We start from the raw sequence: 14,551 nt of genomic DNA, 5'->3' as shown, positions 1-14,551 counted from the left end.
TTGCAAGAAGCATCTGCGGCCACGCACTCCAGTGCTTTTGTATTGACGCGCTCCGCTCCCTCCGCTTCCGTTCGCGTCGAAAGACAATTCGGAGGAAGCCCCTATGCCCCAAGGCAAACGCATCGTTCTCGCCGCGCGTCCTGTCGGCGAGCCCAAGCCGTCTGATTTCCGCATCGAGGAATTCGCGATCCCGACGCCTGCGGCAGGTGAAGTCCTGCTGCGCACGATATGGCTGTCGCTCGATCCCTATATGCGCGGACGCATGAGCGAGGGACCATCCTACGCCGCACCCGTGCCGGTCGGCGGTGTCATGGAGGGCGAGACGGTCAGCGAGGTCGCGGCTTCCAACAATCCGGACTTCGCCAAGGGCGACATCGTGCGCATCCGTGCGGGCTGGCAGACGCACGCGATCTCGAGCGGCAAGGGATTGATCAAGGTCGATCCGAAGCTGGCGCCGATCTCAACCTCGATCGGCGTGCTCGGCATGCCCGGCATGACCGCGTACACGGGCTTGCTCGACATCGGCAAGCCGCAGGCAGGCGAGACCGTCGTCGTCGCCGGCGCCTCTGGCGCGGTCGGCTCTGCCGTGGGCCAGATCGCCAAGATCAAGGGCGCACGCGCGGTCGGCATCGCCGGCGGCAAGGACAAGTGCGACTACGTGGTGAAAGAACTCGGCTTCGACGCCTGCATCGATCATAGCGACGCTGATCTGGCGGCCAAGCTGAAGGACGCCTGCCCGAAGGGTATCGACGTCTATTTCGAGAATGTCGGCGGCGCCGTGTTCGAGGCGGTCTTCCCGTTGCTCAATCCGTTCGCGCGCGTACCGGTGTGCGGCCTGATCGCGCACTACAACGACACCGAAGCCAAGCCGCCGAAATGGGCCGCCAGCATGATGCGTGCAACGCTGACCAAGCGGCTGACCTTCCGCGGCTTCATCGTCAGTGATTTCGCGGCACGCCATGGCGACTTCCTGCGCGACATGTCGACCTGGGTCCGCGAGGGCAAGGTCAAGTACAAGGAGTTCGTCACCGAGGGCCTGGAGAGCGCGCCTGTCGCCTTCATCGGCCTCCTCAAGGGCGCCAATTTCGGCAAGCAGCTCGTCCGGGTCGGGCCGGACAAGACGTAGCCGGCGTCTTTCGCTCCCGAGGGGCCGTCTTCGGCTCCCTCGGGGTAGAGCGAGTGGTTAAGAAGGAGTCACTGATCGGCAACACCCGGCCCGTAAAAGCTCCGGGTGTGACCGTCAGTTCATTGACCTCTGAGCGAAGGCATTGAATCATCGCGCATTTTCAGGTGCGATGATGTTAGAGACCGGTATTTTCTGCGTAATATTGCTGGCCGTCGGCTATTGGACCGCGATGTATGTCATGGGCCGTCGTGCCGACGTGATCCATGGCAAGTTCGTTCATGCCGACGATGAGGCCGAATTCGCGCCGGCACAGATGCCGACTCCGCCACCGCCATTTCCGCAGCGTCCGGTCAAGACCATCAGGCCTGCCGATGTCCAGCCTGTAAATGATGAGGCAAAGCCGGTGAGCAGTGCCACCCTGCAATCGCTGTTGGCAGCGATCCAGCAGGATTTGAAGGGCGTCGCCTGACGCTCATCGCTAGTGTCCGCCCATCTGGGCGAGGATTTCCTCGATGTCGATATCGACCTGGCCCGGCGCCCGGACGTGGCGGACCTCGAGGCTGTCGGCTGGAAGCGGTATTCGACGAGGCCGACTTCCTTGATCGCGATCCGCTGTTGGCGCTTGTCGTTGATGACAAAGCCCGCCGACGGCGCCCAGACGTGACGGGTGTGGCGATAGGTGAAGTCACGCCGCTGGTGCACGTGGCCGCTGGCGATGAGGCGCAGATCGACGCCGGAAAACATCTCGATCAGGCGCGCGCGGGCCGGCTGCGGCACGTAGCGGATCGAGGTTTCGGGTGCTTCAGGATCGTCGGGCAGGTTGAGAAACACCGGCTTGTGCAGGAACAGCGCGACCGGCTTGCCGTCTATGCGCGCGATCTCGGAGGCGAGCCAATCGAACTGCTCGGCCTCGAAGGCGAGGCCAGAATTCATCACCAGCGAGTTGAGGCCGATGAAGCGCCAGCCGGCCGCTTCGAATGCCCAATGGTCCTCGCCCATGACCGAGCAGAACTGCTGGCGGTGCGCCTCGCTGACCGGCGGCTCGGGCGCAGGGCCGATCGCGGTCGGATTGTCGCCGATGTCGTGATTGCCGGGCAGGTAGCGGCAGTCGACGGGCAGGGCGTCGTGCAGGCTTTTGGCGAACGCGACGTCATCCGGCTCGCTCGGCCCGTCGAAGGCGACATCGCCGGTGTTGACGACGAGATCGGGCCTGTCGGCGTCGATATGCTCGCTGATGCGGTGGAAGTTCGCGACCAGGCCGGGAAAGCGCCGGCCAAGATGCGTGTCGGAAATCTGCGTCAGGCGGAATTCGGGCATGCTCCAAGCATAGCCCGACCGCGAGACCGAACGATGACGCTAGGAACCATGCCCGGATGAGGGTGAAATCCCTTTAACTATAGGTAGTTGGGCGTTGCGCCGGGAACGCCGCTTCAACTCGTTGATTGTCAGGAACAACGGTGACGGCTAATTGACGGAGTGGCGGCTCCCGCCGGTTGGGAAAATTTCAATGTCCGTTCAGATGGTTCTGCTGCCGGTTTTCGTGCAGGTCGCCCTGACCTTCGCGCTCCTGATCTGGATGGTGCTGGCGCGCCGGCGCGCGCTGGTCTCTGGCGAAACCAAGATCCGCGACATTGCGCTGGGCGAGCCGAACTGGCCGAAGGGTGCCACACAAATCGCCAATTGCTACCGCAACCAGTTCGAGCTGCCGGTGCTGTTCTATGCCCTGATTGCGCTGGCGCTTCCCTTACGCCATGCCGATCTCTTCATCGTGCTGATGTCCTGGGTGTTCGTGGTGGCGCGCTTTGCCCATGCCGCCGTCTTCGTCTCCACGAACGATCTCGGCCGGCGCTCGACGATCTGGCTTGCCGGCGTGCTCGTGCTGCTCGCGATGTGGATCTACTTCGCGCTGCGGATTTTGTTGCTGATCTGAGCGCTTAAGCGCCAATTCTTATCTGAAAGATTCAAATGACCCCCGCTGCCCGGCTGTCCGCGGCCATCGAACTGATCGACACCATAGAGAAAGACCGCGTGCCCGCGGCCAAGGCGCTGAAGGAGTGGGGCACCGCGCACCGCTTTGCCGGCTCGGGCGACCGCGCCGCGATTGCCGGCCTCGTCTGGGATGTGCTGCGCCGCTACGCCTCGAGCGCGTTCCTGATGGACGCCGACACCGCGCGGGCGCGGCTGATCGGCATGCTGCGTCTCGAGCGCAACGTGGATACGGCGACGATGGCCGCGCTGTTCGACGGCAGCCGCTTTGCGCCGGCGCCGCTGACGGAGGCGGAGCAGGCGGCGCTGGCCTCGCGTTCCCTGAAGGGTGCCCCGGCCGCGGTCGCCGGCGATTATCCGGAATGGCTCGACCCGCATTTTGCAAAAGTGTTCGGCGAGGACCGCGCCGCGGAAGCGACCGCGATGGCGAGCCGGGCGCCGCTGGATCTGCGCGTCAACACGCTAAAATCCAATCGCGACAAGGCGCTGCGCGCGCTTGCTCATCTTCATGCGAAGCCGACGCCGTGGTCGGCGACCGGCCTGCGCATCGAGCTTTCGGCCGATTCGCGCAATCCCGGCATCCAGGCCGAGGAGGATTTCATCAAGGGCGGCATTGAAGTGCAGGATGAAGGCTCGCAGCTTGCGGCCGCTTTCACCGCGGCAAAACCCGGCGAGCAGGTGATCGATCTCTGCGCCGGTGCCGGCGGCAAGACGCTGGCGCTCGCGGCCCTCATGCAGGGCAAGGGCCGGCTGATCGCGACCGACCGCGACAAGCGCCAGCTCGCCCCGATCCACGAGCGGCTGTCGCGCGCCGGTGTCCACAACGCCGATGTCCGCACGCCCAAGGGTGAGGCCGATCCGCTCTCCGACATCCGCAGCTCGGCCGATCTCGTCGTGATCGACGCGCCCTGCACGGGAACCGGCACCTGGCGCCGCAACCCCGACGCCAAATGGCGCATGCGCCCCGGCGCGCTGGAGATCCGCCTGCGCGACCAGGCCGAGGTGCTGGAGCGCGCCGTGCCGCTGGTGAAGGCGGGCGGCCGCATCGCCTACATCACCTGCTCGGTGCTTTCAGAGGAAAACGGCGAGCAGGTGAGGGCGTTCGTCGAACGCCATCCCGAATTTTCCGTCGTGCCACCGGAGCAGACCGCAAGCGTGCTCTGGGACAAGGCCGAGGATTTCGCGAAGGCCGCGCTGCAGTCGGGCGAAGGCTGGCTGATGACGCCGCGCCGGACGGGGACGGATGGGTTCTTCGTCTCGGTGATGAAGAAGGCTGGTTGATCGTCCATCGTCATTTCCGGGACTCACTACGCGCCCTGGAATGACGAACTCGTAGGGTGGGTTAGCCGACTACATCTGCCGTAGCTTCCACGAGCGAGGGCCGAAGGCGTAACCCACCACTTTTCTCGCGGCGACAGAAGTGGTGGGTTACGCTTCGCTAACCCACCCTACGGCAGCGCGGGCCAGGCCACGCTGTCCCACTCAAGCAAAAGCCCCGCGCACCGAAGCTCGGTCGCGGGGCCTGTTAGATTGCGCCCTGCCAGTACGTCCGTGGTCAGAGCGTGGCGCGGCGGATTAGCCGACGCGGAGATTGTCAGCGGAGGACTTGCCGCTCCGGCGGTCTGCGACGATGTCGAACGAGATCTTCTGGCCTTCGTTGAGGGTGCTGAGGCCGGCGCGCTCCACCGCGCTGATGTGGACGAACACGTCCTTGTTGCCGTCATCTGGCTGGATGAAGCCAAAACCCTTTTGGTTGTTGAACCACTTCACGGTACCCATAGCCATAATGTTTTCCTTTCCATGACAATGTACGCACGAGGACTCGCGCGCGAATGCTTCACGCCCAACGTCCGATTGGTCGATTTTGGAGAAATCTCTGAAACGTGCGCGCCCGTCAGGGACGAGGCGAAGCGGCCCAGTCGTTTGGCCAATGATCGATGTTCACAATCTAGAGAGATAATGGGGCTACTTCAAGGCACTGCCCGCACATCGCGACATCGCATCAGTTTTCTATTTTGCGCTGCAACTTCGCCTCATAGGCTTCGCGGCGTGCTTCAATCTACGATGAACAGCGTCGCGCCGGTGGCGGTCGACGAGCGATGCGCGGCATCGCCGAAATCCGAGACCTGGTAGCTCATCCCCGCCGTGAGCTTGAACCTGCGCCCGTCGCGCAGCTCGGTGTCGAGCTCGCCCTGCACCACGTAGAGCACGTGCCCGCGGTCGCACCAGTGATCGGCGAGATAGCCCGGCGAATATTCGACCATCCGCACGCGGAGATCACCGATGTTGAGCGTCCGCCACAACGCCTGCCCGGTCTCGCCAGGATGCACCGCCGGCGCAACCTGGCCCCAGTCGGTGACAGTAAAGGGGGAGGTCGGGAGTTTCATGGCGGTGATCCTGTTCCGACGGCGGCCGTGCTGCTGTTATGGCACGCCGCCGCCATAGTTTCCGTCGTTGCAATGACAGTGTGCGGAACGACCGTACCTCACTCTCGCTGTCATCGCCCGCCTTGTGCGCAATTGCGCACTGGGGCGGGCGATCCAGTATTCCAAAGGCAGCGATGGGATACGGATAGGTCGCGGCGTACTGGATTCCCCGCTTTCGCGGGGAATGACAGCGGTGGGTGGGAAGGCGCCTCCCGCGCGTGTACATGCACGACAGGCTAGCCGCCGACGTAGCGGCAAAAAATTAGGTCAATAATATTGCCCTATTGCTGCTGTGTCCATGCCCAAAGAAGAATGTGGGCGTGCCCGCCCGCGCTGTTGCGGGGAGGGCCCTCGTCGCGTATCTGCTTGCCATGACAGCAGCACAGAACGCCCGCGAGTCGTCGACGCCCTCGGTGGCCTCGGCGCACGACAAGATTCTCATCATCGATTTCGGCAGCCAGGTGACGCAGCTCATCGCCCGTCGCGTGCGCGAGGACGGCGTCTATTGCGAGATCGTTCCGTTCAACAAGGCCGAAGAGGCCTTCAAGGAGATGAAGCCGAAAGCGGTGATCCTCTCCGGCGGCCCGGAATCGGTGCATGAGGCCGGTTCGCCCCGCGCGCCGCAGCTCATCTTCGCCTCCGGCGTGCCAGTGATGGGCATCTGCTACGGCCAGATGACCATGGCGGCCCAGTTAGGGGGCGAGGTCGAGGGCGGCCACCACCGCGAATTCGGCCGCGCCGACGTCGAGGTGAAGGCCGAGAGCAAGCTGTTCGAGGACATCTGGTCGCTCGGCGGCAAGCATCAGGTCTGGATGAGTCATGGCGACCGCATCACCAAGATGCCGCCGGGCTTCACCGTCGCCGGCACCTCGCCGAACACGCCGTTCGCGGTGATCCAGGACGAGCAGCGCAAATATTACGGCCTGATGTTCCACCCCGAGGTGGTGCACACGCCCGATGGTGCAAAACTCATCCGCAATTTCGTGCGCAAGATCGCCGGCCTTTCCGGCGACTGGACCATGCGCGCCTTCCGCGAGGAAGAGATCCAGAAGATCCGCGCGCAAGTCGGCAAGGGCAGGGTGATCTGCGGCCTGTCCGGCGGTGTCGATTCAGCGGTCGCCGCCGTCTTGATCCACGAGGCGATCGGCGACCAGCTCACCTGCGTCTTCGTCGATCACGGCCTGATGCGCCTCAACGAGGCCGAGACGGTGGTCGACCTATTCCGCCACCACTACAACATCCCGCTCGTGCACGTGGACGCCTCGAAGCAGTTTCTCGGCGAGCTCGAAGGCGTCACCGATCCGGAAGTGAAGCGCAAGACCATCGGCCGCCTCTTCATCGAGGTGTTCGAGCAAGAGGCGAAGAAGATCGGCGGCGCCGACTTCCTCGCGCAAGGCACGCTCTATCCCGACGTGATCGAGAGCGTCTCCTTCACCGGCGGTCCCTCGGTGACGATCAAGTCGCACCATAATGTCGGCGGTCTTCCCGAGCGCATGAACATGAAGCTCGTCGAGCCCTTGCGCGAGCTGTTCAAGGACGAGGTGCGCAAGCTCGGTCGCGAGCTCGGCCTGCCTGAGATCTTCGTCGGCCGCCACCCGTTCCCGGGCCCGGGCCTTGCCATCCGCTGCCCCGGCGAGATCACCAGGGAGAAGCTCGAGATCCTGCGTCAGGCCGACGCCGTCTACATCGACCAGATCCGGAAAGCAGGTCTCTACGACGAAATCTGGCAGGCTTTTGCGGTGCTGCTCCCCGTAAAAACCGTCGGCGTCATGGGCGACGGCCGCACCTACGACTACGTGGTCGGCTTGCGCGCCGTCACCTCGACCGACGGCATGACCGCGGACTTCTACCAGTTCGATATGAAGTTCTTAGGTGAGACCGCGACACGCATCATCAACGAGGTGAAGGGCGTGAACCGGGTGGTGTACGACGTGACCAGCAAGCCGCCTGGGACGATTGAGTGGGAGTGAGGGGGAGTGCTGTAGAGTAAAATCGGACAGTGCAGAGTACAGCAGGCGATGCTGTCTCACCGATAGTAGTCGATAGTTTCGGACGGCTGACAGCGTGTTAGCTCGAACGCTCACGTTCACTATCCCTGGAACAAGGCTCTCTGGGTTCGGCGAAGGGTGAGTGCGATTAAGAGACCTCCCAGCGAAGCGGCTCCGCCAATCAGGAAGACACTGCCATATCCGGCCCTGTCTGCCAGAAGCCCAGCCAAAGGTCCGGTCAGGCCGTAGGCGAGATCCTGGAACGCCGCGTACCCGCCGAGCGCAGTGCCGCGCAGATGCGGTTCGACAAGATGCACGACCTCCCGCCCCATGGCCGGCCATGGCCGGAAAAATCATCGAGCACCCGAGCCCCGTCAGGAATGCGCCGATGAGGGCAAAGGCCGGACTGGGGGCGCTCCAGATCAGGGCTTGGCCGATGGCCTCGATCGCGAGCGACCCTATCGCCACTGGCAGGCCGCCAATGCGATCCGGCAGGTGGCCAAACAGCACGCGAACCAAAACAAATCCGCCGCCGAAGGCGGTCAGGCCTAGCCCGGCATAGCTCCAGTTTCGGTTAAGGAAGTAGAGCACGAAGAACGCGCCGATTGCGGCGAAGCCGATGCCTTGAAGACAGACAATCAACCCGTGCCACCAGATCCTTCCTATCACGCTCCGGAACGACAGCCGTTCGGCATCCGGATGCGCGGCAACACCGGCCATGGGCCAGATCGCCAGCAGCCCAAGACAAGGCAGAACCGCACTGATCGCCATCGCGCCGACAAAGCCGAATCGCTCAAGCAATATGAGGGCGATCGGACCACCGACGGCGAGTGCGCCGTAAATTGCCGTGCCGATCAGCGCCAAGACCCGGGCCGAGCGAGCCGGACCGACCAGCCCGATGCCCCAGGCAATCACGCCGACTCCAACGAGACTTTCACCGAGTCCGACGAGCAGCCGGCCGGCGAGGAGGACCAGGAAAGAGACCAGGGGCGTCTGCGATAGAAGGCCTGCTATCAACGAGATCAGCGCTCCTGCCACGTAATAGGCGAGACCCTGCGCTACGGCGATTTTGGCGCCACGACGATCAGAAAGCGTGCCGGCGTAGCCCCGCGTCACGATCGTCGCGAAAAAGGCGATGCCGACGCCGAGCCCGGCCCAGGCGTTGCCGAGCCCAAGCTGCTCGGCCACATAGACCGGCACGATTGGAAGGGGCATCGCAACGCAGAGATAAGAAACGAAGAGAATGGCGGTCAGCAGCAGCAGGCGAGCCTGCGCCGGGTCGCGTGTCGATTGGAGAGACATGGTTATTCTCCATGTTGTTCCTCAATCGACGGCGTGCGGAAATAGACGCACTCCGATCGACGAGGATCGTTGAGTGCGTTGGCTGACGTGAACGCTTACGGCCAGTGCGACTGGCGGAGTTCCTCACCCGGCTTAGTATCCGGGGTCAGCGATGTCGTTGAGCAGGTCCGGACCGGTCGGTCTCCAGTCGAGCAGCGCGCGTGTATGCTCGCTCGATACAGACATCTCGGCGCCCGCCATGTTGGCGAACCAGCCAAAGTGGTCGCGCTCCCGCGGCTCGACCGGCAGACCAAGCCGACGGCCGATCACCTCGGCGATTGTCTTGAATGGCACGCCCTCGTCCGCAACCGCGTGGTAGACCCGCTCCGTTACGCCCTTCTCGAGCGCAAGCCGGTAGACGCGTGCAGCGTCCGCTCTGTGTACACCGGACCAGCAGTTCAGACCCTCGCCGAGATAGGCTGACACGCCCTTCTCGCGCGCCATGCGGATCACAATGGGGATGAAGCCGTGGTCGCCGAGACCATGGACCGATGGTGCGAGCCGGACCGTGGCTGTGCGCACGCCGCGCTCCACCAGAGCTTGTGCGGCCGCTTCTGATTTCCGCGGCGAAGCCGGGTTGGGCATGTCAGCCTCGGTCGCGCCACGCGGCAGTCCTGACAGGCCCGATGTGACGAGCAGCGGTCGGCCCGATCCTTCGAGGGCGCTTCCGAGCGTCTCGATCACGCGCTGGTCTTGAGCAGCACTCTCGGGGAACTTGGAGAAATCGTGATTGAATGCAGTGTGGACCACCGCATCCGCTGCTGACGCCGCGCCGTGCAAGGCGTCGAGGTCGTCGAGCGTGGCGCAGAGCGGGTCCGCGCCTGCCGCGGCCAGCGCGGTCGCCTTTTCCTTACTGCGCGCGAGGCCGGTGACTTGGTGGCCGGCGCTGATCAACTCGTTGACCACGGCGGAACCGACCCATCCGGTGGCGCCTGTTACGAAGACACGCATTTCGAGACTCCTTTCCTGTGCCCGGCCCAGCGGGCTCGGCATTGGCTCTGTCGATCGTTGGGTTTGCTCGGCGGCGCAGCCGCCGACGGCTGGCGCTAGACGGTCCGCATCGATAGTTCGACATCCTCGCCGAATGGCACGGACAAGTAGCCGGCCGCGCGCGAGCGGACGCGCGCCAAGTATTCGGGAGAAAAGTCGGCGTTGTCGGCGACGATAAGGGCGCCCTGCCGTAGGCGGCTCTCCATCAGGGCCAAGATTTCGGGATAGAGCGCCTTGGCGCCGTCGAGCAGCAGCAGGTTGATCGTCTCAGGAAGATCGACGCTCAGCGTCTTGAGCGCGTCTCCCTCCCGGATCTCCACTAGGTCGATGAGACCGCCGTCCGTCAGGTGTCGACGGGCCTGCGCCACCTTGGACGGCTCGAACTCGCTGGTAATGAGACGGCCGCCGCCATTGTCCCTGAGGGCCGCGGCGAGGTGCAGGGTCGAGATGCCGAACGACGTTCCGAACTCGACGATCGTCCGTGCGTGGCAGGCCCGCGCCAGCATGTAGAGCAGCACGCCCGTCTGCGGTGAGACGGGAAGCCAAAGATCTTTCAGGCGTCCATAGAGGTCGAGATATTCTGTCTTGCTCCGGATCAGGCGCGCCTGTTCATCGGACGACAAATCAGCCATTGCCGGGCTGGTCGCCGCGGCCGCCTTTTCGAACAAGCCAGCGAGCAGCGGCGCGACCGGCGTGGTGGTCAAGGTGGTCATGGAGGTTCTCCGACTTGACTTGAGTTGCGTTCTTCCGTTGGAGTAGAAATACGACTAATTCGTCGTGTTTCCTATTCGCATTGCCAGGCGCCGCCATGCCCAATCGTCGAAGAGCCCAGATTTCCTCACGAAAACAGCCCAAGCAGGTCCGTTCGAATGAGCTCGTCGCCGCGGTTTTGGAGGCTGCTGTTCAGGTTTTGGCGAAGGAAGGCGCGCAGCGTTTCACCACCGCACGGGTGGCCGAGAAAGCCGGCGTCAGCGTCGGATCGCTGTATCAATATTTCCCGAACAAGGCGGCGATCCTCTTCCGACTCCAGAGCGACGAATGGCGACAGACGACGGAGTTGCTGCGCGGCATACTCGAGGACGTCCGGCGACCGCCGCTCGAACGGCTACGCACACTCGTTCACACTTTCATCCGCTCGGAGTGCGATGAGGCCGCGGTGCGCGTCGCGCTCGGTGATGCCGCGCCCCTTTATCGTGACGCGCCCGAAGCGCGGGAGGCGACGGCTTCGGGCGAGCGTATCGTCCAGGTTTTTATGCGAGAGGTCTTGCCCAAGGCCTCGGAAGCGACCCGCGCATTGGCCGCCGACCTGATCACGGCGACGTTCAGTGCGGTTGGAAAGCAGTTCTCGGAGGCTCCCCGAACTCCCGGAGAGGTTAAAGCCTATGCGGACGCCATGGCTGACATGTTTTGCGCCTACCTGAGAGACCTGCAGCGCGTCTGAGCGTTGCCAGAGGCGGTCTGGCGATACGGCGAGACCGCGTGTCCCGCGAATTCTCATTCGGCGGCTGCGGGACGGTAGGCGCACTCCCTGAGATCGGCGACAAGACTCGGACCGGCGGGTTGCCAGCGGAGACGTCCACGCGTCCATGTGCTCGACGCCGGCATATCGAGCCGGGCGAACATCGCCAGCCAGCCGAAGTGGTCCGCCGCCGCCTCCTGCGACAGCGACACGACCGGCACACCGAGCCCTGCGCCGACAACTTCGGCAATTTCACGCATCGGCACACCTTCCTGGGCGACCGCGTGGTAGCGCGCGCCGGCCTCGTGTTGCTCCAGTGCCAGGCGATAGAGGCGGGCTACGTCACTGACGTGTGCTGCCGGCCAGCGGTTCGCGCCATCGCCGACATAGGCGGATACGCCCTTTGCGCGCGCGACTTCGATCAGTGGTGTGATGAGTCCCTGTTTCGCAGTGTCGTGCACCTGCGGCAGGCGTATCACCAGCACCGAAACACCCTTTGCCGCCATCTCGGCACCCGCCTGCTCGGATGCGGCGCGGGGATTGGCATGGTGCCAGTCGACCGTTTGCTCGATCGCGGGCTCGCCAAGTCCTGTACTACCCATCCCGATGACCGACGTGATGATGAGCGGGCGGTCCGAGCCGGCGAGTACGCCGCCCATTGCCTCGATCACCCGCCGATCCTTTTCGCAATTCTCGGCGTAGCGCGAAAAATCATGATCGAAGGCGGTGTGGATCACCGCATCCGCCTGCGCAGCACCACGAGCGACGCGGTCCGGATCCTCGATCGTACCGCAGTGTGCCTCGGCGCCCGCTTCCTCGAGCCAACGCGCACCGGCGTCGGAGCGGGTCAACCCGAGCACCTGATGGCCGGCGCCGATGAGTTCGGGCACGATGTGAGAACCAATGAAGCCGGTCGCGCCGGTCAGGAAGACACGCATGGGAAGTCTCCTAATTGTTCGGGTCATGTTGCTTGCGATCCGGCGCCGGCACGGCAGGGCCTTTCTTCGGCGAGCCTCATGTGCACGGCGCCAGCGTCACTTCAGTCCGGCGCCTCAGGAGCGGTTGGAGAAGAAGCGGGCGACGTGGGGTACCACCTGATCGATGGTGATCGGATCCTCATAGAACTGGAGCTGGTTCTGCGATCCCAGCCAGACGAGTTCCTTGTGGGCCGCCGGAATGCTCTCGAAGAGGTCTCGCGGGATCTGCGGGCCAGAGGCCGCGCGATCGGCATGGACCATGAGGGTCGGCGTGGTGAGGCGCGCCATCGTCGTGCGTACGTCGTAGCTCCAGATCGCCGCCTCGGACATGGCGGTCATCCGGTTCTCCCACAGGCCGTGGAAATTCCAGAACGGGCCGCGGTCCGCCCAGCGGATGTAGAACTGGTGGATCGGAGGCGCGGTCAGCAGCGCGGTCGGATCGGGCGGCGTCGGCTGAGCCGAGACGACGGGAATATAGGAGACTTCGCCCGTTGCCTTGAACCGGGCCTCGGCCTCGCGAGAGCGGCTTATGCGCGCCTCCGCCGTATCGCCCACATACATCCTCGCCACCTCGGGCGTCAGATAATGTCCGGCAACGATGGCGAGCGCCTTCACACGCGGGTCGAGGCTAGCGGCCTCGATACCCCAGTTCACGCCCTGGCAGATGGCGAGGATGAAGATGCGCTCCGGGTCGACGTCGCCGCGGGCGATCAGGAAGTCGACGGAGGCGCGCAGGTCGTCGATCTTCGCCGCCCCGCTTTCGTGCCGGCGCGGCTCGCCCCCGCTCTCGCCGTGGTGGCGCGGATCGAAGACGAGGGTGACGTAACCGTCGCGTACGAGGCGTGAGGCATACTGGATCGGGGACTGCTCTTTCACGAAGGCGACCGGGCCGATGACAATGATCGCTGGCTTGCGGCCGGGACCGGCTGGCGTGAACAAGTTGCCAACCACCTCCGTACCCTCGCTCAGGTATGTAACGCGCTCGACCGAGTAGCGTGGGGTCTCAAGCCGTCGATGCGGCCCCCAAGGTTGCGTCTCGAACGGACCGCTTAGGGTGGCGGCTGGACGGCTCGCGGCCGGTCCGCCCGCCTGAGCGAGAGCAGGCACGCTCGCGAGTGTGGTGGTCGTGGCGATGGCAAGGGCAAGTGCGGGGGCGGTGTGCATGGGGCATCTCCTGGTTGGCCCCCAACTTATCCATGCGGTTGTATTCGGAAAACGCCGCAGCTAGCATGCTCAACATGCGCGAACCGGATGCACAACTCGACCAGATTGACTTGAAAACCCTGCGCATGCTCGCGGCACTCCTCGACACTGCGAGCGTCACTCAGTCCGGTGAGATGCTGGGCTTGAGCCAGCCTGCCGCGAGTCGTGCTGTTGCGCGCCTTCGGCGGGCGCTGGGCGATCCGCTGCTCGTTCGCACCAGCAAGGGGTACGCGCTGACTGCCCGAGCCGAGGCGCTCAAGCCCCGCGTGGCCGACGCTCTGGCTGCGATCGGGCTGATGTTCGAGGGAGGCGGCTTCGATCCTGCAACGGCGCGGCGCACCTTCCGCATCGCCGCAACAGACTACGGCTCAGTGACAGTGTTGGGCCGGCTTGCCGCGCAGGTCGCGCGTGATGCGCCGCGCGTGTGCCTCGACGTGGTGCCCTTCGGATCCAACACGTTTTCGGACCTTGAGAGCGGCGGCCTCGACTGTGCACTCGATGCCGACGAGGATCTCCCGCCGGACTTTCACTATCGCGAGTTGTTCCGGGACGATTACGCCTGTCTTGCCCGGCGAGGTCATCCTGCCCTTTCGAAGCGGGGAAACATTCTGGAGCGCATTGCCGCGTCGCCCCAGGCAATCATGATGTATCCCGAAGGCAACCGATTGCTTCCCGACGAGGTGCTGCGGGAGCTTGGGGTTGTGCCGACCATGACAACTTTGCGCACGCCTTACTTCTTGTCGATACCCTGGATAATCGCCGAGACCGATCTCGTCATTTGCGTCCCCCGGCGCGCGGCCGAGAGGCTTGCAAGTATCGCGGGACTTGAAGTTCGGCCACTGCCGAACAGCCCAAGCATCTCTTTCCGCCTGATCTGGCACGAGCGGATGCACCGTGACCCTGGCATGCGATGGATCAGGAGCCTCATCCGCTTCTAGGGCGCAGTTTCGTTCACGTTACTCGTTTCCGCTATCGAAGCCTTCTCGATCTCGTGCTTGAGGTCGCCCCGGGCGACGTGAACCATGGAGGCGGAGGGGCTGCGCGTCATGCGCTAC

At 64.2% G+C, this 14,551-nt stretch carries 14 protein-coding genes and 2 pseudogenes; 7 read left to right on the top strand and 9 right to left on the bottom strand.

What is annotated here, in order from left to right; genetic code table 11:
- Nucleotides 1–103 precede the first annotated feature (103 nt).
- Nucleotides 104–1,126: an NADP-dependent oxidoreductase gene (locus MTX21_RS08715; RefSeq protein WP_280964393.1), complete on the top strand. Its 1,023-nt coding sequence runs from the start codon at nt 104–106 to the stop codon at nt 1,124–1,126.
- 172 nt (nt 1,127–1,298) lie between these two features.
- Entirely contained in the window at nt 1,299–1,595 is a 297-nt protein-coding gene (locus tag MTX21_RS08710) for a hypothetical protein (protein ID WP_280971006.1), read from the top strand.
- A 9-nt stretch (nt 1,596–1,604) separates the two neighbouring features.
- On the opposite strand, the pseudogene MTX21_RS08705 reads toward MTX21_RS08710, so the two are convergent.
- Nucleotides 1,605–2,443: pseudogene (locus MTX21_RS08705) on the bottom strand (metallophosphoesterase).
- A 190-nt stretch (nt 2,444–2,633) separates the two neighbouring features.
- On the opposite strand from MTX21_RS08705, the gene MTX21_RS08700 reads away from it, so the two are divergent.
- Both MTX21_RS08700 and MTX21_RS08695 read left to right on the top strand, forming a co-directional pair.
- Nucleotides 2,634–3,056 (top strand): MAPEG family protein, encoded by a 423-nt coding sequence (locus MTX21_RS08700; RefSeq protein WP_280964392.1) that lies wholly within the window; start codon nt 2,634–2,636, stop codon nt 3,054–3,056.
- Between the two features lie 35 nt (nt 3,057–3,091).
- Nucleotides 3,092–4,393: an RsmB/NOP family class I SAM-dependent RNA methyltransferase gene (locus MTX21_RS08695; protein ID WP_280964391.1), complete on the top strand. Its 1,302-nt coding sequence runs from the start codon at nt 3,092–3,094 to the stop codon at nt 4,391–4,393.
- A 294-nt stretch (nt 4,394–4,687) separates the two neighbouring features.
- Here MTX21_RS08695 and MTX21_RS08690 read toward each other — a convergent pair whose 3' ends face one another.
- Nucleotides 4,688–4,897 (bottom strand): cold-shock protein, encoded by a 210-nt coding sequence (locus MTX21_RS08690; protein WP_063700132.1) that lies wholly within the window; start codon nt 4,895–4,897, stop codon nt 4,688–4,690.
- 269 nt (nt 4,898–5,166) lie between these two features.
- Nucleotides 5,167–5,499, bottom strand: a complete 333-nt coding sequence (locus MTX21_RS08685; RefSeq protein WP_280964390.1) for a DHCW motif cupin fold protein — start codon at nt 5,497–5,499, stop codon at nt 5,167–5,169.
- Nucleotides 5,500–5,909: 410 nt separating this feature from the next.
- Between MTX21_RS08685 and guaA the strand changes: the two genes are divergently transcribed.
- Nucleotides 5,910–7,508 (top strand): glutamine-hydrolyzing GMP synthase, encoded by a 1,599-nt coding sequence (guaA, locus tag MTX21_RS08680; RefSeq protein ID WP_280964389.1) that lies wholly within the window; start codon nt 5,910–5,912, stop codon nt 7,506–7,508.
- A gap of 119 nt (nt 7,509–7,627) precedes the next feature.
- Here guaA and MTX21_RS40055 read toward each other — a convergent pair whose 3' ends face one another.
- The 4 genes and pseudogenes from MTX21_RS40055 to MTX21_RS08665 all read right to left on the bottom strand — a co-directional run bounded on the left by MTX21_RS40055 (nt 7,628) and on the right by MTX21_RS08665 (nt 10,570).
- Nucleotides 7,628–7,858, bottom strand: a complete 231-nt coding sequence (locus MTX21_RS40055) for a hypothetical protein (protein WP_341510383.1) — start codon at nt 7,856–7,858, stop codon at nt 7,628–7,630.
- A 295-nt stretch (nt 7,859–8,153) separates the two neighbouring features.
- Nucleotides 8,154–8,741, bottom strand: a pseudogene (locus tag MTX21_RS40050) (MFS transporter); the annotation flags it as partial.
- A gap of 219 nt (nt 8,742–8,960) precedes the next feature.
- Nucleotides 8,961–9,818, bottom strand: coding sequence for an SDR family oxidoreductase (locus tag MTX21_RS08670; protein ID WP_280964387.1), 858 nt, complete (start codon nt 9,816–9,818; stop codon nt 8,961–8,963).
- Nucleotides 9,819–9,913: 95 nt separating this feature from the next.
- Complete coding sequence (locus tag MTX21_RS08665) at nt 9,914–10,570, bottom strand: class I SAM-dependent methyltransferase (RefSeq protein ID WP_280964386.1); 657 nt, start codon at nt 10,568–10,570, stop codon at nt 9,914–9,916.
- Nucleotides 10,571–10,665: 95 nt separating this feature from the next.
- Between MTX21_RS08665 and MTX21_RS08660 the strand changes: the two genes are divergently transcribed.
- Nucleotides 10,666–11,298, top strand: a complete 633-nt coding sequence (locus tag MTX21_RS08660; protein WP_280964385.1) for a TetR family transcriptional regulator — start codon at nt 10,666–10,668, stop codon at nt 11,296–11,298.
- 53 nt (nt 11,299–11,351) lie between these two features.
- Here the strand turns inward: MTX21_RS08660 and MTX21_RS08655 are convergent, their stop codons facing one another.
- Nucleotides 11,352–12,254, bottom strand: a complete 903-nt coding sequence (locus tag MTX21_RS08655; protein ID WP_280964384.1) for an SDR family oxidoreductase — start codon at nt 12,252–12,254, stop codon at nt 11,352–11,354.
- A 114-nt stretch (nt 12,255–12,368) separates the two neighbouring features.
- Nucleotides 12,369–13,457 carry a dienelactone hydrolase family protein gene (locus tag MTX21_RS08650; protein ID WP_280964383.1) on the bottom strand — a complete coding sequence of 363 codons (1,089 nt, stop codon included), beginning with the start codon at nt 13,455–13,457 and terminating at the stop codon, nt 12,369–12,371.
- Between the two features lie 65 nt (nt 13,458–13,522).
- Here MTX21_RS08650 and MTX21_RS08645 point away from each other — a divergent pair, with 65 nt between their 5' ends.
- Complete coding sequence (locus tag MTX21_RS08645; RefSeq protein ID WP_280964382.1) at nt 13,523–14,434, top strand: LysR family transcriptional regulator; 912 nt, start codon at nt 13,523–13,525, stop codon at nt 14,432–14,434.
- Nucleotides 14,435–14,551 lie beyond the last annotated feature (117 nt).

This window comes from Bradyrhizobium sp. ISRA430 (genome assembly GCF_029909975.1).
GTDB lineage: Bacteria > Pseudomonadota > Alphaproteobacteria > Rhizobiales > Xanthobacteraceae > Bradyrhizobium.
The sequence above is the reverse complement of the archived record's forward strand: the minus strand, read 5'-3'. Positions and strand labels throughout refer to the sequence as shown.